We start from the raw sequence: 22173 nt of genomic DNA on the forward strand, positions 1-22173 counted from the left end.
CACAAGTTGCGTGTTCAGACTAGTTAGCCTCACTTACCATATTCACTGTGTACTTAGGAATATCGACAACAAGATCACATTCTGGCACTTTCGTCTGGCAGGATAAGCGGCTCTCAGGCTCGAGTCCCCAAGCTTTATCTAACATGTCATCTTCGAGCTCATCGCTTTCTTCTAACTCATCGAATCCTTCACGAACGATCACGTGGCAAGTTGTGCATGCACACACTTTCTCACATGCATGCTCGATATTAATGCCATTTTTCAATGCAACATTAAGTACTGTTTCACCAACATTAGCTTCAACGACTGCACCATCTGGACACAGCTCTTCATGGGGTAGAAATACAATTTGTGGCATCTTTTTTACCTATTGATTACCGATTAATCTATTGATTTTTATCAAATACTGTCAACCGATTGGCCTGTAAGAGCCAAACGGATAGAGTTATCCATACGCTTAGATGCAAAATCTTGCGTACAAGCATCTAATGTCTCGATGGCTGTTTCAATGGCATCGGTGTCGTCCTGAGCAGCAACCTGAGCAAGCTCAGCCATACTCTTCTCGATAGTGACACGTTCGTCTTCAGATAACAGCTTTGCATCCTTTCTTAACGCCGCAGTCAGGGTCTCTAATACTCGAGCAGCCTCGACTTGTTGTTCTGCCAGCATGCGCCTCATGATGTCTTCCTTAGCATTGGCCATGGAATCTTTGAGCATGGCGCCAATCTCTACATCCGATAAACCAAATGAAGGTTTAACCTGAATGCTGGATTTTACTTCGGTAGACTTTTCCATCGCTGTGACACTGAGTAAGCCATCTGCATCGACCTGAAACGTCACTCGAATGTGAGCAGCACCAGCAGCCATAGGTGGTATGCCTTTCAAGGTGAATCTTGCCAAAGAACGGCAATCATCAACCAATTCGCGTTCACCTTGGACCACATGGAAAGCCATCGCGGTCTGACCATCTTTAAACGTAGTAAATTCTTGTGCCTTCGCGACAGGGATGGTGGTATTTCGAGATACCACCTTTTCCACGAGTCCCCCCATGGTCTCAATACCCAGAGACAGAGGCAAGACATCCAACAGCAGCAGATCTGACTCAGGTTTATTACCTACCAATATATCCGCTTGAATAGCAGCGCCAATGGCGACGACTCTATCTGGGTCTATGGATGTCAGCGGCGACTTGCCAAAAAAGTCAGCGACGAGTTCTCGAACCATAGGTACCCGAGTCGAACCGCCTACCATGGCAATTTCAAGCACTTCACCGGCTTTAATCCCTGCATCACGCAGAGATCGGCGACAACTGCCAATGGTTTTCTTCACCAATTTACTGATTAATGATTCAAACAAGTCTCTGGTGATCTTGTGCTGTAATTGACGACCATCTTCTAAGATCAGTGAAGCAGTGGCCTCAGTATCTTGGGTCAACAGCTCCTTGATCCGTCTCGCTTCAATAAGCAATTGTCGACTGATATTCGCCGAAGGAGCAATCAGCTGCCATTCATTTAAAAGATAATGATGCAAGAGGTGATCGAAGTCATCTCCCCCAAGCGCCGAGTCTCCCCCGGTGGCTAACACTTCAAACACGCCTTTATTCAGGCGTAATATAGAGATATCAAAAGTACCACCACCCAAGTCATAAACGGCAATCACACCTTCTTGGCCCGAATCCAGGCCATAGGCTATCGCCGCAGCCGTTGGCTCATTTAATAAGCGTAAAACCTTAACTCCTAATAAACCTGCTGCGTCTTTGGTTCCCTGACGTTGAGCATCATCAAAATAGGCAGGTACAGTGATCACTACCCCTTCGAGAGCGCCACCTAAGGTTTTTTCAGCGCGCGAAATCAGTGGTTTTAATATTTCAGCCGAAATCTGCAGCGGATTAACCTGACCTTGCTTAGTCACAAACAGAGGAAGGCCATTTTCACTGGCTTCAAATTGATAAGGAAGGTCTTGGCTGCCAGATTGAATATCACTGAGGCTACGCCCCATAAAACGTTTGACAGAGATAATGGTATTTTGCGGGTCTTGTGCCGAATAAGATTCAGCTTCGACACCGACTTGGATATTATCCTCGGTATAACGTACAACCGAAGGCAACGAGTGTCTCGATTGCTCATCGACCAAAGTATCAGCTACGCCACTGCGAACCGCGGCCACTAACGAATTTGTTGTACCTAAGTCGATTCCAACTGCCAACCTATGCTGGTGTGGTACTGTGCTCTGTCCAGGCTCTGCGATCTGCAAAAGGGCCATAAAATTCCAACCTAAATATTAGCCACTGCGAAAGGATAGCTAATCGAATAAAAGAGTCAAAAATAGCTAGTCAAACTGCGCATCTTCGATACGTTCCAGCTCAACTTGTAATTTTGCCATAAATTTCAATTTACGGATAAGATCTGCTGCGGATGCGAGATCCGACTCAGAATGACTGAGTAACAAGCCAGCTAAATCCTGGCTGATACAGTTCGCATACTCGGTAAAAGAATCATAAAGCTCGGCAATCATAGCATCAGGATCTTCACTATGAGCAATATCTTCTAACGACTCACGCCATTCCATCTGCTGCATAAGAAACTGCGTATCTTTTACCGTTGTCGACTCATGGCTAAGATCTATGCCTGCAAGTGCCAAAATATGCTCGGCTCTCAACAGGGGGTCTTTCAAAGTCGAGAAACCATCGTTAACCTGAGCGGTTCGTTGAACGGCGATACGTTTATCTTGTTCGCTGGAATTAGCAAACTTATCGGGATGAACCGCCCGTTGCAGTTCGTGATAACGTTCTGCAAGAAGGGCAGTGTCAATGTCATAGGAGGGCGTGAAACTAAACAACTCAAAATAGTTCATGGCTTTATTCTTTCGGCTAATTAGACTGTGAAGCTTTCGCCACAACCACATTCACCTTTTGCATTAGGGTTATTAAACTGAAAACCTTCATTGAGCCCTTCTTTGACAAAATCCAGCTCTATGCCCTGAAGATAGATGAAGCTTTTTGCATCGATAATGATTTTGACATCTGCGACTTCGTAGACTTCATCATCGTCATTCAATTCATCGACAAACTCGATGACATAAACCATGCCTGAACATCCGGAGGTTTTAAGCCCCAGACGTAAACCAATCCCCTTGCCACGATTGCTCAGAAAGCTTTGAACACGTTCTGCAGCGGCAGGAGTCATTGTAATAGCCATCTTAACTCCGGAAGTTACTTAGCTTGCTTTGACTTATAATCATCGATTGCAGCTTTAATGGCATCTTCAGCCAAGATAGAGCAATGAATCTTTACAGGAGGTAATGCAAGCTCTTCAGCAATGTCGGTATTTTTAATGGCTGCAGCTTCTTCGATAGACTTGCCTTTGACCCACTCGGTGATCAGAGAGCTAGATGCGATGGCACTGCCACAACCATAAGTCTTAAACTTAGCATCTTCAATCATGCCCTTGTCATCAATTTTAAGTTGTAACTTCATTACATCGCCACAGGCAGGTGCGCCGACCATGCCAGTCACAACTGATGGGTCATTTTTATCAAAAGAACCTACGTTACGTGGGTTTTCATAATGATCGATTACTTTTTCGCTATAAGCCATGATACTACTCCAAAATCTTTATCCGTTGATGTGCGACTTAGTGGTGTGCCCACTCAACCGTGTCCAAATCAATACCATCTTTAAACATCTCCCAAAGTGGAGACATCTCTCTCAAGTCATCGATGGACTTATTAATTGTTTCGATAGCGTGATCTATCTCTTCTTCGGTGGTAAAACGACCGATAGAGAAACGAATCGAGCTATGAGCCATCTCATCATTCAAACCAAGCGCACGTAAAACATAACTTGGCTCCAGACTGGCTGAAGTACACGCTGAGCCAGATGACACAGCAAGATCTTTCAATGCCATCATCAAGGACTCACCTTCAACGAAGTTAAAGCTTACGTTGAGGCTACCGCAATAACGCTGTTCTTTATCGCCATTGATATACGTTTCTTCGATATGCTTAACACCATCCCACAATCTATCGCGTAGAGTTCTAATACGCGCATTGTCAGATGTCATATCGGCTTTAGCGATGGCTGCAGCCTCACCCATACCCACAATTTGATGGGTAGCTAATGTACCACTGCGCATTCCACGTTCATGTCCGCCACCGTGCATTGTCGCTTCGAGGCGAATACGTGGCTTACGGCTCACGTATAGAGCACCGATACCTTTAGGTCCGTACATCTTGTGGGCAGAAATTGACAGCAAATCAACTTTAGTCTTCTGCACATCAATAGGTAACTTGCCAGCACTCTGGGCTGCGTCCACATGAAATACGATCTTCTTGCTTCGACAAAGTTCACCTATTGCATCGATATCATGAATGACACCAATTTCATTGTTAATCTGCATAATGCTGAGAAGGATGGTATCGTCACGCATAGCCGCTTCGATGCGTTCTATGGGAATAATTCCATTTGCATCAGGTTCAAGATAAGTAACTTCGAAACCTTCACGCTCTAACTGACGGCAAGTATCTAGTACCGCTTTATGTTCAGTTTTACTGGTGATGATGTGCTTACCTTTCTTATGATAGAAATGAGCGACACCTTTAATAGCCAGATTATCTGACTCGGTAGCGCCTGAGGTAAATACAATTTCACGAGGATCGGCATTGATCAGGTCAGCGACTTGATTTCGAGCAATATCAACTGCTTCTTCAGCCTGCCACCCATAACGATGGGAGCGAGACGCAGGGTTACCAAAATTGCCGTCCATAGTCATGCACTGCATCATTTTCTCTGCAACACGTGGATCAACCGGCGTTGTCGCGGCATAATCTAGATAGATAGGAAGCTTCATCACACACTCCGTACAGCGTAGCCTCAAAGGAGGCAAAACTAAGTACAAAAAATAATATAAAAATACAAAGTTAACTTATAACGTTACTCTTTGTTCCTGTTGCATTGCGTCTTGCTTCACTGAAATGAATTGAACATCACGTTTATTCATTAATCCAGCAAGACTGATCCCATTTAAGAAATCTGAAATTTGTTTGCTCAAGTCACCCCATAAAGAATGCGTGAGACAACGGGTGCCATTCTGGCAATTTCCCTGGCCTTGGCACCTTGTCGCATCCACCGATTCGTCGACGGCGCGAACGACCATACCGACAGAGATATCCACAGCATCAGCACCTAAACGGTAACCTCCGCCAGGTCCTCTGACACTAGAAACGAGTCCATGTTTTCTTAGTTTTGCGAAAAGTTGTTCGAGGTAAGAAAGAGATATCCCTTGACGCTCAGAAATATCGGCTAAAGGTACAGGTCCTGATGTAGAGTGCATAGCAACATCTAACATAGCAGTGACTGCATACCTGCCTTTCGAGGTAAGTTTCATAGCGACCATGGCTCCCAATAATGCATAGGGGAATTCAAACATACCTGAGTAATTTAGTCAAGTATTAAACCCAGTAAAACAGTCAAGTATTAATGAATTTGTTTCACTTAATAATACCCTTCAATTTGACTGGGGTATTTAACCCGTTTATGTCTCAATATTCAATCAATGATTTGGATTTCTGTCACTAAGAATCAGATAATGGGATCAAACTCATTAATTGCCTTCTCACGTTGCTTTGCCGCGGCCAATTCCACGTCGCTAAAATCTTCTACGTCAAGTTCAGGGAGTTTATCGGTACACACACTTCCCCCCATGCTTTGAACCGCTTGACAGACTTCTTGAACTTTTGAGTCCATCAGATGCATGTGGTCTAGCATCTGGCCAATGGCATTCGCTACCGGATCTGGGTTATCGGGAGAAACGGCGTAAGCATCGAAACCATATTTCTTGGCCATTTCGCTACGTCTTTTACTCTGTTCTTTATTGCCAGCATTAGCCGTTGAAACGATGCGACCAGGTATGCCAACGACAGTGGTATCTTTAGGAACATCTTTTACCACAACAGAATTAGAGCCCACACGCGCACCATCGTTCATGGTGATCGGGCCTAACACCTGAGCACCGGCACCGATCACCACATTATTACCCAGCGTAGGATGACGCTTACCTGCTTGCCAAGTTGTACCACCTAGCGTTACCCCATGATATAACGTGCAATCATCACCGATTTCAGCGGTTTCTCCAATCACTACACCCATACCATGATCGATAAAGAAACGATCGCCTATGGTGGCACCAGGGTGTATCTCTACCCCCGTTAACCATCGAGAAAAAGTAGATAAACAACGCGGAAACAGACGCCAATTTCGCCTCCAAAGCTTATTACTTACCCTATGGATCCAGATAGCCTGCATCCCAGGATAATTCAATAATATCTCCAAGGTTCCGTGAGCAGCAGGATCACGATGATAGATAGAGTTAATATCATCTTTTAATCGAGCAATAACTCCCATGGATCTATTCCTTATGCTTGTTTGTCGTCTTCCGATACCATCTTCTTATCTATCGAAGTCAACATGCCCCGTAAGATATTCATCTCTTGTCTCTCTAACTTGGCACGACTAAACAAACGACGCAATTTTGTCATCACCTGACCAGGGTGCTGCTTAACGATAAATCCAGTGCCTAACAAGGTTGATTCCAAGTGCTCAAAGAAGTTTTCACGTTCCTTAGCAAAAGGATACTCTAGCTTTTCCTCAACATAATCTGCTGGACGGCCTTTCTGAAACTCGCGCTTCTCATGCTCTAAATGCGCAACACGCGCCTCGTAGCAGATAATCTGCACAGCTTGAGCGAGATTCAATGAGGTATATTCAGGGTTAGCCGGAATAGCCACATGATAATTGCACTTCTGCAGTTCTTCATTGCTCAAACCGTTATTTTCACGACCAAATACGATTGCAACTGGACCATCGAGTGCCGAGGCGACTAACTTTTCCCCAGCTTCTCTCGGTTCAAGCATAGGCCAGTCTAAAGTACGGCTACGCGCACTGGTAGCGATAACCAGGCTACAATCGGCAATGGCTTCGGCAACGCTATCCACTGTCACCGCATGTTTTAATATATCAGATGCGCCAGCTGCCAGCGCTACCGAGTGGCCATCTGGTTCGACCCTAGGTTCTGCTAAATATAAAGTTGAGAGCCCCATGGTTTTCATTGCACGGGCGGTAGAGCCAATATTACCAGGGTGAGAGGTGCCGACGAGTACTACGCGAATGTTGCTGAGCATGAAACTACTTAATTTTGATGATTAAACAATTAGCAGATATTAACACAATCGACTTTATTTGCTTAATACAAAAATCGGTATTTGATATATTCACTTGTTAGCGTATACTACGCCCCGATTATTATATCTGTTCTTTAACATCCAGGGGATTGCAATGCATCCGATGCAGACTATTGCCGTGCGCGCCGCTCGCGCCGCCGGCCAAACGATTATACGTGCTTTTGCTGAACTCGATAAAGTCGAAGTAACAGCGAAAGGAATGAATGACTACGTGACTAACGTAGACATAGAAGCTGAAGCCGCCATTACATATCAGATCCGTAAGTCTTACCCAGATCACACCATTATTTGTGAGGAAGGTGGCGAGAACAAAGGCGAGAACAAAGATTACATTTGGATCATTGACCCTCTGGATGGCACTAACAACTTTGTTAGAGGCATCCCTCACTTCGCAGTATCTATTGCCCTTCAATATAAAGGCAAGACTGAAGTCGCTGTCGTTTATGACCCAATCCGTGATGAGCTCTTTAGTGCCGTTCGTGGTAAAGGTGCTAAATTCAATGATTTCCGTATGCGCGTATCTAAGCATAATGACCTTAAGGACACTATCTTAGCGACTGGCTTCCCATTCAAAGCCAAGCAGCATACTGAAACTTACATGAAGATTTTCAGCTCATTGTTCACTCAATGTGCCGATATGCGCCGTGCAGGTTCTGCAGCTTTAGATCTTGCTTATGTCGCTGCAGGTCGAGTGGATGGTTTCTTCGAAATCGGCCTCAAGCCTTGGGACATCGCTGCAGGCGATCTCATCGTACGTGAAGCTGGCGGTACAGTTACAGACTTAGCAGGTAATCACGGCTATATGACTTCGGGTAACATCATAGCTGGTGCTCCGAAAACAACATCTGCCATAGTGAAAACTGCTCGCCCCTTACTGAGTGAAGCACTAAAACGCTAATCTAGTGCTTCGAAAGAACAGATTAAAAAGCCATCTCAATGATGGTTTTTTTGTTTCTGAAACTCGTCATCTCTTTTGAGAGCACCTCGAACAAACATTAGTTTCTTATCAATTTCCCTGCGTATACCTATAATGTGAATTGCGTCACATAGATAAATTAGCAGAGTGCTGAAATCTTGATACCATGAAAAAAACATTTACTAGAGGCCTCTATGGGAAAGCTATACAGTCAATATGGATCAAAAAGCCTTAAAGCTGTCGAACATTTCGTACTCATTATCATTGCTATCGCGACCATTGTCGCCATAGGCCAAGAAATAGTCCATATCATCTCAAACGCCAGAGTAGACTTAGCCGATCTATTATTGTTATTTATCTATTTAGAAGTCCTGGCTATGGTAGCTAATTATGCTGAGTCAGGAAAACTACCGATACGCATGCCAATTTATATCGCAATTGTGGCCTTGGCTCGGTATCTAATATTAGACATGAAAGCCATGGATGATTGGCGAATTATGACCATAGCGCTATCCACTCTCGTCCTTGCATTAACCGTTATTATTATTCGCTGGGGTCAGCTCAAGCTTCCTTATCCACGTTTAGAAGATAAATAATCGCTTTTCACTCGCTTTGCTCACCTTGGATCCATAGATAAAAAATTAGGTGAGCAAACTCTTCTATCCCGTCATAACTATCTACTTCTACCCATTCAATATCCGCGAACTTTGTTTTTAGAACAAAAAATATGCTACTTTTAAAGAGCTTATTTTTCATTCCGCATAAGGGATTTTTTGATGCAAGATAATACTGAAGACTTAGATGAACGACGTACCTCCTTCAGAGTCGACTTGGAAGCCGAACGTATTCTTTTGGCTTGGCAAGATGAAAACGGCCAAGAACAAACTGATGATGGGATCTGCATCGACCTAGCAAGACACGGTGTACTAATTGAATATAAAATGAATTTTAAAGTGGGTGAGCTTCTCGCCATCACCTTTAATCCAGATAATGATAAAAGGCATATGGTAAAAGGACAGGTCTGTCGAACCATCACCTGTAACCCTAAAAGCTTCCATATCGCAATTCAACTCATCTAAGCGTTAACTCCTGTGAAACCCTATGTATTGAGAAGGAATTGTCGGCAGGAATCTATAGTGTGTTCTATACTTAACGCATTTAAGAATCAAAGATAATCGGTGCTGAAAGACATGGAGATACTTTTATGATCTTGCTTGTGGGCGGAGAAAAAGGTGGAGCAGGGAAAAGCTGTATGGCCCAAAACCTAGCTGTTCATATCACACAGAAATACCAAGCAAATGTATTGATGATAGATTGTGACCCACAGCGTACCACGTCAGATTGGATACAGGCTCGTAATGAAGATCCAGACCTTCCAACCATCAATTGCATTCAACTTTACGGAAAAATCCGTAACGATCTCTTGAGTCAAGATAAACACTTCGATTATGTCATCGTCGATTGTGGCGGCCAAGATAATTTAGCTATGCGCGCAGCCATGTCTGTAGCAACTTATGTGGTACTTCCACTACGACCCAAACGTAGAGATTTAAAAACCTTACCCCATATGGAAGATATGCTAAGTACCTGTAAGATGGTCAACCCAAAAATGGTGGCAACCATAGTCATGACTCAATGCCCCTCTCTACCCAGCCAATTTAAAAGAATCCTCGAAGCAAAAGAAGTCGTGGAATCATTTGGCTTACGTGTATTAAATTCAGTGACCTTCAACAGAAATATTTACGATGATAGTGAAGAACTTGGATCCTCTGTCATTGAAATTGAACCCGATGGCAAAGCCGCTGCAGAGATTCGAGCAATTGCAGATGAACTTTTTGCTATAGAACCAGAAAATTGCTATGAGCTTAACTGATCTTAAAAGACGAAAGAAGAAAACACCTCAAGCCCAAGTTTCAATTGAGGACTTTATCGAAGATGCTAATAACTACGCCTTCGGTCAACCTAGCGTCGTCAGTAAAAGTAGAAAAAAACTAAGCAAAATTAAACATAAAGGCTTAGATAAACATTCAACCAAAATTTATAAACATGCGACTTTCTCCCTCACCGAAGATGCAATAGGGATATTGGACAGAATATCTGCCGATAAGAAAATAGCTAAATCAAGGCTTATCCGAATTTTGATTCATGAGTTTTCAGTAAAAAGTGAAAATGAGCAAAGTGCGATTATCGAGTTTAGTGATGACTAGAGGCTGACATTCCACACCTTCAATAATACAATAACCTTTCCCTTTTTATCCAGTGGTCTTGGCAACAAGACTATGCTGTTCGCAACCTTAGGTGCAGATTTAGCCTGGCTAACCATTTTATTCAGCCGAAAGTATAAATAAAAAAGCCAGTCTATGACTGGCTAATTTACATCAATTTAAGAATGAAGATTAAACACTAAGCTTCAGTATCTCAGGAGTAAACTGAACACTACCTAGATCACTGGATAACCAAATTTCCCCATCACTTATATTATATTGAAGCTCCATATTACGAGTGACCAAATCTCCCATCTGCTTCACGGCCTCTTCAGGAACATTCCAGACTTTAAGGTTTTTATAACGTTCTAATGCTTTCTCATTTTGTTGCCACCATATAGGTACAGCTCGCCCTCCATAAGCAAATAACTGTACTTGCTTAGACCGCCCACTGGCTTTTCTTAACCATTTTTCATCACTCTGACCAAACTCAATCCAAAGCTCTATATCGCCAACTAGCGACTTTTCCCAAAGTTCTGGTTCATCTTCTACGCAAAGCCCTTTACTGAACTCTAGTGACTCACTTGCATTCATTGCGAAAGCAAGTAAACGGATCATCATGCGGGAATCGGTTTCCGAAGGGTGTTGAGCCAATGTCAGCTGATGATCGTGATAATAGCCTCGATCCATATCGGCTATTTGCAGAGTGACTTTATATACCGTAGCTTTTGGTGCCATAACTTCTAGTTCTCTCATTTAATTGGCACTAGTGTAACTCAATTTCTCTACCTAATGAGACATGTCTAGTTTAATTCTATGAATAAGCTTATCTAATAAAACCTTAAATTTTCCCGGCCCTCAGGTGTTTCGCCATGGGGAAATGGGCTTTAAGTTGGTTAACAGTTTCTTTATCCCCATACACGAGACAACGTTGACCACCTTGGTATAGTTTACTCAGCTCACTCAGACTGGGTAACTTCCCTCGTTCAGCATCTCGTCTGACAAATTCATTGAGAGTCAGAGGCAGCGCTTCAAGGCTAAATATATGATCGAGCTTCTGCATTAACGGCATTGCGGCTATGGGTAACAAAGAGGTTTGAGTCTCATCATCGACAAGCAAGATCTCACCGCCTGTCGACAAACCTTGGAACCCATTATCGTAGTGAACAGAAGTATCATCATCAAACTTATCACCATTGGCTCTAAAGAAATCCTCCCAAAATAGTTTTCTTTGCTTAAACTCAGGCAGTCTTTGCTGTACTTCTTTGCGCTTCGTCGCCACAAAATCAAATAGAGGCGAGAGCGACTGAGGTAACCAGGACTCAAGTCTCGCCCTCAGCTCTCTTGCAAAAACAGGTGCAGCACCGGCTGTACTTATCGCAATCTGAAGACGGCCTCGATCGACTATCGATGGAGTGATAAACCGGCACAAATCGGGACTATCAACAACATTCACCCAGATCCCACGTTCATCGGCAATACTCGCGAACTTTGCATTAAGCCTGTCATCAGCAGTCGCGAGATAAACGAGATCGACCCCATTGATATCATCAGGGGTCACGCCGCGCTTAACGAGCGTAATACGGCCTTGCTGGCCACACTTAGACACCTCTGCAGAGATATCTGTTGCAATAACCAGAATCTCAGCATCTGTTCTGGCCAGCAACTCTAATTTTCGGCTGGCCACATCACCTGCGCCCACCAACAAGACTTTAAGCTTGGATGTATCAACAAATAAGGGAAAGTACTGCATTAAAGATCAATTCCTAATCCGGTATTTATGGGAATAGTATCAGAACTTAAGCCACCAATGAATTAAGGAATTTGAGTAATACCATTAACGATCATTGATGTGCGGCAAAGCCCACGGTAAAGAAGCTGTAGCAAAGAGAATCTAATCAAAAGTATAACTATTTAGTTGTGAAGCTCACTTCTCTCACGACCACACCGCCAACACAACTCAAAACTAACCTCATTCATTTCTTGGCACTTTATGCAGCGCCATGGAGGCCCTTCGGCGTTAATAGATTCCAGTTGAGCTTTAGCAAGCTCATATTTCGACTCCGATACCCAAAGCTCCACATTTTGCAGATCAACTGGCAGCTCACCTATTCCACCGAGTAAAGCTTCACCACGAAGCTCTACTTCTATGCCACTTGTTTCTAACAGACCTTTCCACGTATGGGCTTGTAATAAATTACCGCCCGCAACCATTCTACTGCGCTCTTCCATGTTATTCCCTACAACTATTGCTCTTCTGGCAAATTTCAGGTGTGATAAATATGTTAACTAAAACATGAGTGCCAACATCCTACTGCTAAATTAGCGAGTCTGTCGAGGGCAAATGCGGCCAAGCCGGATAACAAAAGAAAATTCTGTTATTGCAGCTTGGAACATTCTTGTTTTATCAAACCCAAACATGCCTCTTATCTATTTAATCATGGCAATAAAAAACCACCCGAAGGTGGTTTTATTATCAATACTCAATAATCGCTTATGGCGTTAGTGGGTCTTGATCAGCACCTTCTTTTTCAATCTCAACAGGCATCATATGCTCGCGATTTATCCCGAGCTTAACCGCTAAGAAACTCGCCACATAAATAGATGAGAAAGTACCAACGAAGATCCCCATCAAGAGTGCCGTTGCAAACCCGTGGATCATGGTGCCGCCCTTAAGGAACAAAGCGATGACCACAACCAAAGTAGTACCCGTTGTAATAATAGTACGACTCATGGTCTGAGTGATTGAGGTGTTAACAATCTCCTCTGGTCCGCCCTTACGCATCTTAAGGAAGTTTTCACGGATACGGTCAAATACAACAATAGTATCGTTGAGTGAGTAACCAACAACCGTCAAGACACCAGCCAATACAGTAAGATCAAAATCTAATTGGAACAATGAGAACACACCTAAGGTGATAATCACATCGTGTGCCAGTGCAGCAACGGAGCCAAGTGCTAAGCGCCACTCGAATCGAAAGGACACATAAATCAAGATACAGATCAGTGCAACTAATACAGCGAGTCCACCCTGCTCTGCTAGCTCTTGACCAATTTGAGGTCCAACCATCTCCACACGCTTCTGGATAACTTTCGGATCGAGTTTAGTCGCCGCCGCCATCACTTGCTCGACTTGAGTTTCACTCTTCACGCCCTCTTTAACAGGAAGACGCGTGATCACATCACGACTCGAACCAAAGTGTTGTACCACGACGCCTTCAGTTTCTTCACTGCTGAGTTCCGCGCGGAGTGCCTGGAGGTCTGCAGTCGATGAGAACTCGAGTTCAACAACGGTTCCGCCGGTAAAGTCTAATCCCCAGTTAATGCCTTTGGTCGCTAATGATGTTAGCGAACCAATGACTAAAATCAGAGACAGAATACTGATTGGCACTGCATGACGCAGAAAGTTGACCGTGCCTTTTATCGATAAAACCTGAAACATAATCAACTTTCCTTATATAGACAGTTTCTTAACGCGCTTACCACCCCAAACAGCGTTAACTATTGAGCGGGTTCCCACGATAGCGGTGAACATTGAGGTCGCAATACCTATCATCAAGGTGACTGCGAAACCCTTCACTGCACCAGTACCAACGGAGAACAAGATAAGTGCTGTCATAAAGGTGGTAATATTTGCATCGGCAATGGTAGAAAACGCATTAGCATAACCTTCATGAATTGCCTGCTGTACGCTACGGCCGTTTCTTAGCTCTTCGCGGATGCGCTCATAGATCAACACGTTGCCATCGACAGCCATACCTACGGTCAAGACCATACCAGCGATACCCGGCAGTGTAAGTACAGCTCCCGGGATCATAGACATCACACCGACAACCATCACTAAGTTTGCCGTTAACGCCAGATTAGCAATCAGACCAAAGCCACGGTAATAGACAAGCATAAAGATAAGCACAACTGCCATACCCCAGATCATCGCCTGTACACCGTTTTGAACGTTCTCAGCACCTAAGCTTGGACCAATAGTACGCTCTTCAACGATAACAACTGGAGCAATCAAGGCACCGGCACGAAGAAGTAACGCTAAGTTTTGAGCTTCAGTGTGATCAAGACCTGTGATAACAAAGTTACGTCCCAGACGCGCTTGAATCGTTGCGACTGAAATGACTTCCTCTATCTTCTCCAACTTGATACTGCCATCCGGATTTTTAGCACCATTATCTTTATACTCGATGAATAAAGTGGCCATTGGCTTACCAATGTTATCTTTAGTGACATTCGAGAAGATTGATCCACCTTTGGAATCTAAATTGATGCTTACCTGAGGACGGCTATATTCGTCGAAACTTGGCTGTGCCCCTTGGATATGGGTACCAGACAACATGACTTCTTTATAAAGCGCAACCTTACCTCCTTGACGACGATCGTAAATCTGCGAGTTGGGAGAGACACGACCACTGGCAATAGCGGCAGCATCGGCTTTCTCATCAACCATGCGAAATTCAATCGATGCCGTAGCACCCAGAATTTTCTTGGCGCGAGCCGTATCCTGAACACCGGGTAACTGAACGATAATACGCTCCGCACCTTGACGTTGTACCACAGGCTCAGCAACACCCAACTCATTCACTCGATTACGAATCGTGGTGATGTTTTGCTGTAGTGCTTCTTCTTTTACCTGTTTGAGATAGTTTTCACTGAGGTTGGCAATTAAGAAGTAGTTTCCACCCGATGAGATATCGGTGAATACCATGTCATTGCCACGAGATTTAAGGAAACGCTCAGCCTTAGCTAAGTTATCGGCATCACGGAATTTAATCTCTATGCCTCTAGCACTGTCACGTATTCCCGCATAGCGAATTCTTTCACCACGCAGGTCAGTTCTGAAATCGGCCATCTTAGATTCGGTCATCTTACGGACCGCTTCGCCCATCTTCACTTCCATCAAGAAATGAACACCGCCTCGAAGATCCAGACCTAACTTCATTGGCGTACCGCCCATAGACTCCAGCCACTCAGGAGTCGCTGGTGCTAAGTTTAAGGCGACGGTGTATTTGTCACCCAGCGCAGTAGCTATCGCTTCTTTGGCGAGCAACTGTTGATCGCCGTCCATCACACGAACAAGCAGTTGGCCATTTTCAAGCTCTGAACGCTTTATCGCAATATTCTTACTGGTAAGAACATCGTTGACTGTTGACTGAGTAGCCACAGTCACCTCGGCTCCACGAGTGGCAACTACCTGAACCGCATAGTCTTCACCGAAGAGATTCGGAATTGCATAGAAAAAACCTACAAAGATGATGCAAGCCACCATCAAGTTTTTCCACATTGGGTATTTATTTAACACACCATCGCCCTCTTGGCTTAAAGTGACTTAATAGAGCCTTTAGGCAATACGGCCGCTATGTAATCCTTTTTAATTGTAATTTCAGATGTCTCATTGATTGTCAGTAACACATAATCATTCTCGTCACTGATTTTAGCAATCTTACCTAAAATACCACCGCTGGTGAGAATCTCATCACCCTTACTCAATGAACCCATTAAGTTTTTGTGCTCTTTGACGCGCTTAGACTGCGGGCGGAAAATCATGAAATAGAAGATCAGGCCGAATATAACCAGCATGAAAATTAACTCCATGGTGCCACCAGTTGCTGGGGCATCTGCAGCGTACGCATTTGAAATGAACATAGTTCTCTCTTCTTATTTAGCAGTAGTTAAAATTAATCGGATAATTTAGGAACTTCACGACCTTGACTGGTATAGAACTCCTCAACGAAGGCGTCTAATGTACCCGTCTCGATTGCACCGCGCAAACCTTCCATCAACCTTTGGTAATACCTAAGGTTATGTATGGTGTTTAAACGAGCACCTAAAATTTCATTACAACGATCTAAATGGTAAAGATATGCCCGTGAATAATTCTTACAGGTATAGCAATCACATTTAGCATCGAGTGTGGCAGTATCATCACGATGACGCGCGTTGCGTATCTTAATTACACCTTCACTGGTAAACAGATGACCATTTCGAGCATTACGTGTTGGCATCACACAATCAAACATGTCGACACCACGACGTACACCTTCAACGAGATCTTCTGGCTTACCGACCCCCATCAAGTAACGAGGTTTATCAGTAGGGATTTGAGGACAGACATGCTCTAAAATACGATGCATATCTTCTTTAGGCTCACCCACTGCCAAACCGCCGACGGCATAGCCGTCAAAACCTATATCGACTAACCCATTTAAGCTCTCATCGCGCAGGTCTTCATAGACTCCACCTTGAATGATGCCAAACAGAGAGTTAGGATTTTCTAATTTATCAAATTCATCACGTGAGCGTTGAGCCCAACGCAGTGACATCTGCATCGATTTGCGTGCTTCATCTTCAGTTGCCGGATACGGTGTACATTCATCGAAAATCATGACCACATCACTACCCAGAGAGTTCTGGATCTGCATGGATTTTTCCGGATCCAGAAAAATCTTCTCACCATTAATAGGTGAACGGAAATGTACACCTTCTTCGGTGATCTTACGAATATCACCTAAACTGAATACTTGGAATCCGCCTGAATCCGTTAAAATAGGACCTTGCCAGTTCATGAAGTCATGCAGATCACCATGCTTACGCATGATTTCTTCACCCGGACGCAGCCATAAATGGAATGTATTACCTAACAGGATATCGGCGCCAGTTTCGCGCACCTCTTCTGGTGTCATGCCTTTTACAGTGCCATAAGTGCCCACTGGCATGAATGCTGGAGTCTCTACAGTGCCACGTTCAAAAATCAAACGGCCGCGTCTGGCTCGCCCATCGGTTGTATCTAATTCAAATTTCATGATTTAACCTCGCCAGATAAACAGTCTGACTCACAATAGCCTGAACAGGGCTGAAATACCCTGTGCATGCTAACACTAAGACTAAAGATAAGGGCAAACAGCTGAGTATCAACCCTGTATCCTCAAAATATGTACAAAAAGAGTAGAAAAAAATACCCACCTCATCTGATGGGCGGGTATTTTAAAACAATTTTCAAGATTAGTTAGCTTTTTTAGTCACAAACATGGCGTCGCCATAGCTAAAGAAGCGGTATTTTTGAGCAATCGCGTGCTGATAGGCGTTTTTTACCTCATCGAAGCCGGCAAAAGCACTGAGCAACATGATTAAAGTCGACTCAGGAAGATGAAAGTTTGTCACCATGGCATCGACAACTTGGAACTCATATCCGGGATAGATAAAGATATCGGTGTCACTGCAAAATGCTTTCAATTCACCAACACTTGCTTTAGCGGCACCCTCTAATGAACGAACTGATGTCGTGCCAACGGCAATTACACGTTTTCCATTCGCCTTAGTCTGTATGACTTTGTCGACAACCTCTTGAGTGACTTCGGCCCACTCAGAATGCATCTTATGTTCGAGGATATTATCAACTTTGACTGGCTGAAAGGTTCCGGCTCCAACATGCAGTGTCACAAAGGCGGTATCGACACCTTTATCAGACAATGCCTTTAACATAGCATCATCGAAGTGTAGTCCTGCCGTTGGTGCGGCTACTGCCCCAGGGCTCTCATTGTAAACGGTCTGATAACGCTCTTTATCTGCATCTTCATCGGGGCGATCGATATAGGGAGGCAAAGGCATATGCCCAACCTCTTCTAGCACTTCGAGTATGGTTTTGTCCGATTGCAACTTAAGTTCAAACAAGGCATCGTGACGGGCAAGCATGACCATCTCATAGCCACCGTCTAAACAGACGATGGAATCGACTTTAGGGGATTTCGAACATCGAACATGAGCCAATATGCTTTTATCATCTAACATACGCTCGACTAACAGCTCCAGTTTGCCACCGCTCTGCTTCTTACCAAATAGCCGCGCCGGGATTACTCGAGTGTTATTAAACACCATAAGATCGCCAGGATTAACCATATTGAGAATATCGGTGAACTGCTTGTCTGTGACCTGACCAGTATTACCCTCTAGAGAGAGTAGTCTCGAAGAGGTACGTTCGGAGGTTGGATATCGAGCAATAAGCTCGTTGGGGAGTTCAAAAGAAAAATCGGTCACACGCATTGTTAGTCTCTGCTTAGCATAAATCCGGCGCTAGTCTATTAACAGAGACCGATAAGATCAAGGATCAGTTGCCGCTTTTACTATCTTCGAGGTTGCTGGAGTGCTCATCAATATCAAAATCTTCCTTTCGATAGCTATGCTGCTCGTAAGGAATATCTATTTGTACACGCTTTCGCTGAGCTTGCTCTTTCTTTGAAAACACTTTAGATAACCAGTTCCACATCTTCCTTGACCCTTAAACCGATAATTGATGAGAATATAATCAAAACGATGCACATCCTTAAGAAATCGCTCTAAAACCAATTTAAACTGGAGAAAAACTATCTTAGCATCTGAGCCCATGATAACGTGAAACTAGAGTTATCACCAAGAAAATTAACAAAAACGTCATGAACTTCCTTGCACATCTACATCTTGCCGATAATAGTAAAACCAGTCTCGCAGCTAACCTTGCCGGCGATTTTGCCAAAGGCAATATAGACAATTTTCCTAAACACCTACAGCAAGGTATCTGGATGCATAGACAAATTGACCAGCTCACAGACAGTCATGAACTAACTAAAGAGTTAGTGGGTCTATTTCCCAAAAATTTAACCAGAGCAGCCCCTATTATTGTCGATTTAGCATTCGACCATATGCTGGCTAAATATTGGGATGAATATCACCATCTCACACTTCAACAATTTGCCGAAAATGCTTATGACGCCATAGATGTATGTGAACACTTGCCTGAAAAGCTAAAGCTACTAGCGCCAAAGATCCGCGGCGAAAATTGGCTTACGGCATATAAGAGCAAAAAAGGTCTCCATCAGACCATTAACTCTGTCGCTAAGCGACTCTCGAAGCCGGAAATTTTCCAAGGAGCTATTCAAGCAGTAGACAAACTGGATATTGAGATTGAGATTGCATTTAGAACCTTTTACCCACAACTGATGGCCTACAGCAAGGTTTGGGCTCGTAAGACACCGTCGGAATATTTATAACGGGCTTTAGTATCATAAATTCCAGCAAAAGTCAGGCTTAGTAATTCTCAACTTGATCTGTTTTTGCTAGAATTCGCCGCTAAAGGAGAACTCATGCAGATATTCACTTACGCCCCCCCTTCAGTCCCTTGGTTAGATATACGATATCGAGACAGAGATATACTTGTTATCAACAAACCATCAGGTCTACTCTCTAACCCTGGTCGTGCAGAAAATACCTATGATTGCGCGCTTACCCGTTTACTGCAGAGATATCCTGAAACCATACTGGTACACCGTCTCGATTGTGCGACTTCAGGCATTATGGTTTTTGCGTTAAATAAGAAGGCAGAGTCTAATATTAAGACTCAATTTCAGAATAGAATGAGTAAAAAAACCTACATCGCAGAGGTCAGCGGATTATTAATCCAAGATCAAGGCGTGATAGAGCTCGCCATGAAAGCCGATAAAACCAGGCCTCCACTGCAAGTAATAGCCGAAGACGGTAAGCCCTCAAAAACCTATTTCAAGGTATTAGAGCGAAGAGAAGACAGTACTTTGGTAGAATTAAAACCCGTAACAGGAAGGACCCATCAACTCAGATTACATATGTTGGCTTTAGGTCATCCAATTTTAGGCGATGACTTCTATGGTGAGCCGGATGTAATTGCGGCATCAAATAGGCTCAAATTACATGCAATGACATTGAGCATTAGCCATCCCTTTTCGGGCAAAGAGATAACATTCAAGAGCTTTCACCCTTTCGATAAAACTGAATCCGAGAAGAATATCTCAGAGTACTGCTAGTTTAAGATAGGCATCGGCAAGACTCCTTCACACTGATGCCTTCTTATAATATGTCTAAACCAACTTATTTTGTCGAATTATGCCGCGATAGCCGTATAAAAACACTCAGTTGAATTACATAATTGCAGCGTATTATCGTTTGAAAGTAAGAAATACTCACCAAAAATATTCCCACCTTTATCTTCAAGTTTTAAGCCTTTATCGGTTTGAGTACACATCATGATATCTAAACTATGACAGCCATCACCTGACCAGATCTCTAAATAAATTTTGTCGTCCTGCCTATAAAGAGTTAACGTGTTTGAAGTGCCATCACGCCCATCAATCCATCGACCAATGACCTCACGGACATCTAAGTCTTTATCTTGCCAACCTAAGCGTTTACGCTTATCCACTACTGACATTTTAATCACCTTGAGTAATTCTCTGCTTTCTTCTGGGCGATCTGGGTATTGCATGGCTTCAACCATAGAACTCATTTTCAATTAACTCCATTGAAACTAGACATGTTAACTACTTGTGTACACTCCGAGTTAAGCTGACATTAAATTGTCACAAGTCACTTTAACTCAGTTTAGCTCAATAACTGTATTAAAGTGTAACCCATTTGTACAATAAAAATGCGATCTAAATCACTTTTTATGCACAATTTGACTAATCTGAAGGGATCAATCTTATTCATTCGAGTTAAGCACCTCACACGTACATCCTATGAGTGATAGGAAGGCAAACCAATAAGTATGATTTTCACCCAGTAAATACTTTTAGACTACACTTGCCCTAAATAGCCAATCGACGGACAAACTTGATAACCAAAACACTGAGCCCACTCTTTAGAAGTTGAATAGGTATAAAACATAAGGGAGCACTACCCTATGAATTACACTGATTACCTCAATCAAAAAAGGTACTTATGCCTCGACGGCTTACGTTGCCTGAGTATTCTGGCCGTCATATGGCATCATGCAGGCTATCCCTATTGGGATCACATATATCTGGCTAGTCAGGGGTTTCATGGGGTGACACTATTTTTTGTGATCAGTGGATTCTTAATCACTTCTCTGCTCCTTAAAGAAAAAAGGACCAAGGGTCAAATTGACCTTAAACATTTTTATATCCGACGAACACTGCGAATTTTTCCACTTTATTATTGTGTATTACTTATTTACATTCTTCTGGTATTTGTCTTAGAGTCAGGCACTCCTGCCGGAACTGCTTTTCTAGATAATCTGAAATATTTCGCCACTTATACTTCTAACGTATTTGTTCCATTTATTGCAGGCGATCGAATTATATTCTTCTTCGCTTGGTCTCTGGCTGCAGAAGAGCAGTTCTATCTTATCTGGCCAACCATTGAACGTATGTTGGTACCTATAATATCTATCCCCTTGCTAATTTTGATTATTATCGCCAGCACCTACTTACATTACACAGGTATTAACAGCGAAAATTTGTTCTTTAAAGCCTTGGAGATCATTGCAATTCCGATCTGTATTGGTGTTGTATTAGCCCATGCATTAGCTAACAAGAAGTGTTACCAGTTTATCGCACCGTTAATTACAAGACCTGGAGCCAGTCTTATCTTTCTCATCGCGACGTTTGCCTCGCTGGCAATAAATGGAGTTCCATTGATTCTGGTGTATATATTGATGGCGTTACTCATTGCTTCATGTGTCACCAGTCCCCGACCAATAATTAGTCCCCTGTTTGAACATTATGTTGCCAAGAAGATAGGGCAAATTAGCTATGGTATGTACTTGCTACATATGTTGGCATATAACCTGGTGGCAAAAATAGTCACTCATTTAAATATAGATTATTGGCCTATCACATTCTCAGCCACTATCGCTTTGACCACTTTGCTCGGCTTAAGCAGTTTCTACCTCTTCGAACGGCATTTCTTGAAACTGAAAAAAAACTTCAGCTGAACGAGTTACACCAATTAACCTGATGGTTCCAAGCGAGCACCTCCTTCAAATCTGATGTCTTGGCAAGCTACATGCAG

Annotated in this window: 27 protein-coding genes; 8 read left to right on the forward strand and 19 right to left on the reverse strand. The window is 43.3% G+C overall.

Translation table 11 applies throughout. From position 1 onward, the window contains the following. Nucleotides 1-19 precede the first annotated feature (19 nt). The 9 genes from fdx to trmJ form a co-directional block, all read right to left on the reverse strand. Nucleotides 20-358 (reverse strand): ISC system 2Fe-2S type ferredoxin, encoded by a 339-nt coding sequence (gene fdx / locus sps_RS17690; RefSeq protein WP_077753720.1) that lies wholly within the window; start codon nucleotides 356-358, stop codon nucleotides 20-22. A gap of 41 nt (nucleotides 359-399) precedes the next feature. Further along, nucleotides 400-2262, reverse strand: coding sequence for a Fe-S protein assembly chaperone HscA (hscA, locus tag sps_RS17695; protein ID WP_077753721.1), 1863 nt, complete (start codon nucleotides 2260-2262; stop codon nucleotides 400-402). Between the two features lie 66 nt (nucleotides 2263-2328). After that, entirely contained in the window at nucleotides 2329-2853 is a 525-nt protein-coding gene (hscB, locus tag sps_RS17700; protein ID WP_077753722.1) for a co-chaperone HscB, read from the reverse strand. A gap of 20 nt (nucleotides 2854-2873) precedes the next feature. Beyond that, a complete protein-coding gene (gene iscA, locus sps_RS17705; RefSeq protein ID WP_077753723.1) occupies nucleotides 2874-3197 on the reverse strand; it encodes an iron-sulfur cluster assembly protein IscA in 324 nt (107 codons plus the stop codon). A gap of 14 nt (nucleotides 3198-3211) precedes the next feature. Beyond that, on the reverse strand, nucleotides 3212-3595 hold the full coding sequence (gene iscU / locus sps_RS17710; protein ID WP_077753724.1) for a Fe-S cluster assembly scaffold IscU: 384 nt from the start codon (nucleotides 3593-3595) through the stop codon (nucleotides 3212-3214). Between the two features lie 37 nt (nucleotides 3596-3632). Beyond that, nucleotides 3633-4847: an IscS subfamily cysteine desulfurase gene (locus tag sps_RS17715; RefSeq protein WP_077753725.1), complete on the reverse strand. Its 1215-nt coding sequence runs from the start codon at nucleotides 4845-4847 to the stop codon at nucleotides 3633-3635. 75 nt (nucleotides 4848-4922) lie between these two features. Continuing rightward, a complete protein-coding gene (gene iscR / locus sps_RS17720) occupies nucleotides 4923-5384 on the reverse strand; it encodes a Fe-S cluster assembly transcriptional regulator IscR (protein ID WP_077755748.1) in 462 nt (153 codons plus the stop codon). A gap of 194 nt (nucleotides 5385-5578) precedes the next feature. Beyond that, nucleotides 5579-6400 carry a serine O-acetyltransferase gene (cysE, locus tag sps_RS17725; protein ID WP_077753726.1) on the reverse strand — a complete coding sequence of 274 codons (822 nt, stop codon included), beginning with the start codon at nucleotides 6398-6400 and terminating at the stop codon, nucleotides 5579-5581. 11 nt (nucleotides 6401-6411) lie between these two features. Continuing rightward, nucleotides 6412-7176: a tRNA (cytosine(32)/uridine(32)-2'-O)-methyltransferase TrmJ gene (gene trmJ / locus sps_RS17730; RefSeq protein ID WP_077753727.1), complete on the reverse strand. Its 765-nt coding sequence runs from the start codon at nucleotides 7174-7176 to the stop codon at nucleotides 6412-6414. A gap of 154 nt (nucleotides 7177-7330) precedes the next feature. Between trmJ and suhB the strand changes: the two genes are divergently transcribed. From suhB to sps_RS17755, 5 genes are all read left to right on the forward strand, one after another. Further along, nucleotides 7331-8134, forward strand: a complete 804-nt coding sequence (gene suhB, locus sps_RS17735; RefSeq protein WP_077753728.1) for an inositol-1-monophosphatase — start codon at nucleotides 7331-7333, stop codon at nucleotides 8132-8134. Between the two features lie 212 nt (nucleotides 8135-8346). Continuing rightward, the gene (locus tag sps_RS17740; RefSeq protein WP_077753729.1) at nucleotides 8347-8748 is read left to right on the forward strand and encodes a phosphate-starvation-inducible protein PsiE; all 402 of its coding nucleotides are present in this window, start codon (nucleotides 8347-8349) and stop codon (nucleotides 8746-8748) included. A 180-nt stretch (nucleotides 8749-8928) separates the two neighbouring features. Then, on the forward strand, nucleotides 8929-9231 hold the full coding sequence (locus sps_RS17745; protein ID WP_077753730.1) for a PilZ domain-containing protein: 303 nt from the start codon (nucleotides 8929-8931) through the stop codon (nucleotides 9229-9231). Between the two features lie 125 nt (nucleotides 9232-9356). Further along, the gene (locus sps_RS17750; protein ID WP_077753731.1) at nucleotides 9357-10025 is read left to right on the forward strand and encodes an AAA family ATPase; all 669 of its coding nucleotides are present in this window, start codon (nucleotides 9357-9359) and stop codon (nucleotides 10023-10025) included. Continuing rightward, nucleotides 10012-10359, forward strand: a complete 348-nt coding sequence (locus tag sps_RS17755) for a replication protein RepA (protein ID WP_077753732.1) — start codon at nucleotides 10012-10014, stop codon at nucleotides 10357-10359. The genes sps_RS17750 and sps_RS17755 overlap by 14 nt, the downstream gene beginning before the upstream one ends. Before the next feature lie 189 nt (nucleotides 10360-10548). Here the strand turns inward: sps_RS17755 and sps_RS17760 are convergent, their stop codons facing one another. The 9 genes from sps_RS17760 to sps_RS28535 all read right to left on the reverse strand — a co-directional run bounded on the left by sps_RS17760 (nucleotide 10549) and on the right by sps_RS28535 (nucleotide 18622). Then, nucleotides 10549-11094 carry a YaeQ family protein gene (locus sps_RS17760; RefSeq protein WP_077755749.1) on the reverse strand — a complete coding sequence of 182 codons (546 nt, stop codon included), beginning with the start codon at nucleotides 11092-11094 and terminating at the stop codon, nucleotides 10549-10551. A 103-nt stretch (nucleotides 11095-11197) separates the two neighbouring features. After that, nucleotides 11198-12109, reverse strand: a complete 912-nt coding sequence (locus sps_RS17765) for a precorrin-2 dehydrogenase/sirohydrochlorin ferrochelatase family protein (RefSeq protein WP_077753733.1) — start codon at nucleotides 12107-12109, stop codon at nucleotides 11198-11200. Nucleotides 12110-12270: 161 nt separating this feature from the next. Beyond that, on the reverse strand, nucleotides 12271-12588 hold the full coding sequence (locus sps_RS17770) for a putative signal transducing protein (protein ID WP_077753734.1): 318 nt from the start codon (nucleotides 12586-12588) through the stop codon (nucleotides 12271-12273). A gap of 262 nt (nucleotides 12589-12850) precedes the next feature. Next, nucleotides 12851-13798: a protein translocase subunit SecF gene (gene secF, locus sps_RS17775; protein ID WP_077753735.1), complete on the reverse strand. Its 948-nt coding sequence runs from the start codon at nucleotides 13796-13798 to the stop codon at nucleotides 12851-12853. A 12-nt stretch (nucleotides 13799-13810) separates the two neighbouring features. Continuing rightward, nucleotides 13811-15661, reverse strand: coding sequence for a protein translocase subunit SecD (secD, locus tag sps_RS17780; protein WP_077753736.1), 1851 nt, complete (start codon nucleotides 15659-15661; stop codon nucleotides 13811-13813). Between the two features lie 17 nt (nucleotides 15662-15678). Continuing rightward, nucleotides 15679-16005: a preprotein translocase subunit YajC gene (gene yajC, locus sps_RS17785; RefSeq protein ID WP_077753737.1), complete on the reverse strand. Its 327-nt coding sequence runs from the start codon at nucleotides 16003-16005 to the stop codon at nucleotides 15679-15681. A 32-nt stretch (nucleotides 16006-16037) separates the two neighbouring features. Continuing rightward, nucleotides 16038-17162, reverse strand: coding sequence for a tRNA guanosine(34) transglycosylase Tgt (tgt, locus tag sps_RS17790; RefSeq protein ID WP_077753738.1), 1125 nt, complete (start codon nucleotides 17160-17162; stop codon nucleotides 16038-16040). Between the two features lie 199 nt (nucleotides 17163-17361). After that, entirely contained in the window at nucleotides 17362-18399 is a 1038-nt protein-coding gene (queA, locus tag sps_RS17795; protein ID WP_077753739.1) for a tRNA preQ1(34) S-adenosylmethionine ribosyltransferase-isomerase QueA, read from the reverse strand. 64 nt (nucleotides 18400-18463) lie between these two features. Beyond that, the gene (locus sps_RS28535) at nucleotides 18464-18622 is read right to left on the reverse strand and encodes a hypothetical protein (protein ID WP_169915820.1); all 159 of its coding nucleotides are present in this window, start codon (nucleotides 18620-18622) and stop codon (nucleotides 18464-18466) included. Between the two features lie 166 nt (nucleotides 18623-18788). Between sps_RS28535 and sps_RS17800 the strand changes: the two genes are divergently transcribed. Together sps_RS17800 and sps_RS17805 are read left to right on the forward strand one after the other, a co-directional pair. Then, a complete protein-coding gene (locus tag sps_RS17800) occupies nucleotides 18789-19382 on the forward strand; it encodes an acyl carrier protein phosphodiesterase (RefSeq protein ID WP_077753740.1) in 594 nt (197 codons plus the stop codon). A gap of 93 nt (nucleotides 19383-19475) precedes the next feature. Continuing rightward, complete coding sequence (locus tag sps_RS17805) at nucleotides 19476-20168, forward strand: pseudouridine synthase (RefSeq protein ID WP_077753741.1); 693 nt, start codon at nucleotides 19476-19478, stop codon at nucleotides 20166-20168. 77 nt (nucleotides 20169-20245) lie between these two features. Here sps_RS17805 and sps_RS17810 read toward each other — a convergent pair whose 3' ends face one another. Continuing rightward, nucleotides 20246-20647 (reverse strand): hypothetical protein, encoded by a 402-nt coding sequence (locus sps_RS17810; protein ID WP_077753742.1) that lies wholly within the window; start codon nucleotides 20645-20647, stop codon nucleotides 20246-20248. A gap of 396 nt (nucleotides 20648-21043) precedes the next feature. On the opposite strand from sps_RS17810, the gene sps_RS17815 reads away from it, so the two are divergent. Further along, the gene (locus sps_RS17815; RefSeq protein WP_077753743.1) at nucleotides 21044-22096 is read left to right on the forward strand and encodes an acyltransferase family protein; all 1053 of its coding nucleotides are present in this window, start codon (nucleotides 21044-21046) and stop codon (nucleotides 22094-22096) included. Nucleotides 22097-22173: the final 77 nt, after the last annotated feature.

Origin of the sequence: Shewanella psychrophila (genome assembly GCF_002005305.1) — a bacterium.
Taxonomy (GTDB): Bacteria; Pseudomonadota; Gammaproteobacteria; order Enterobacterales; family Shewanellaceae; genus Shewanella; species Shewanella psychrophila.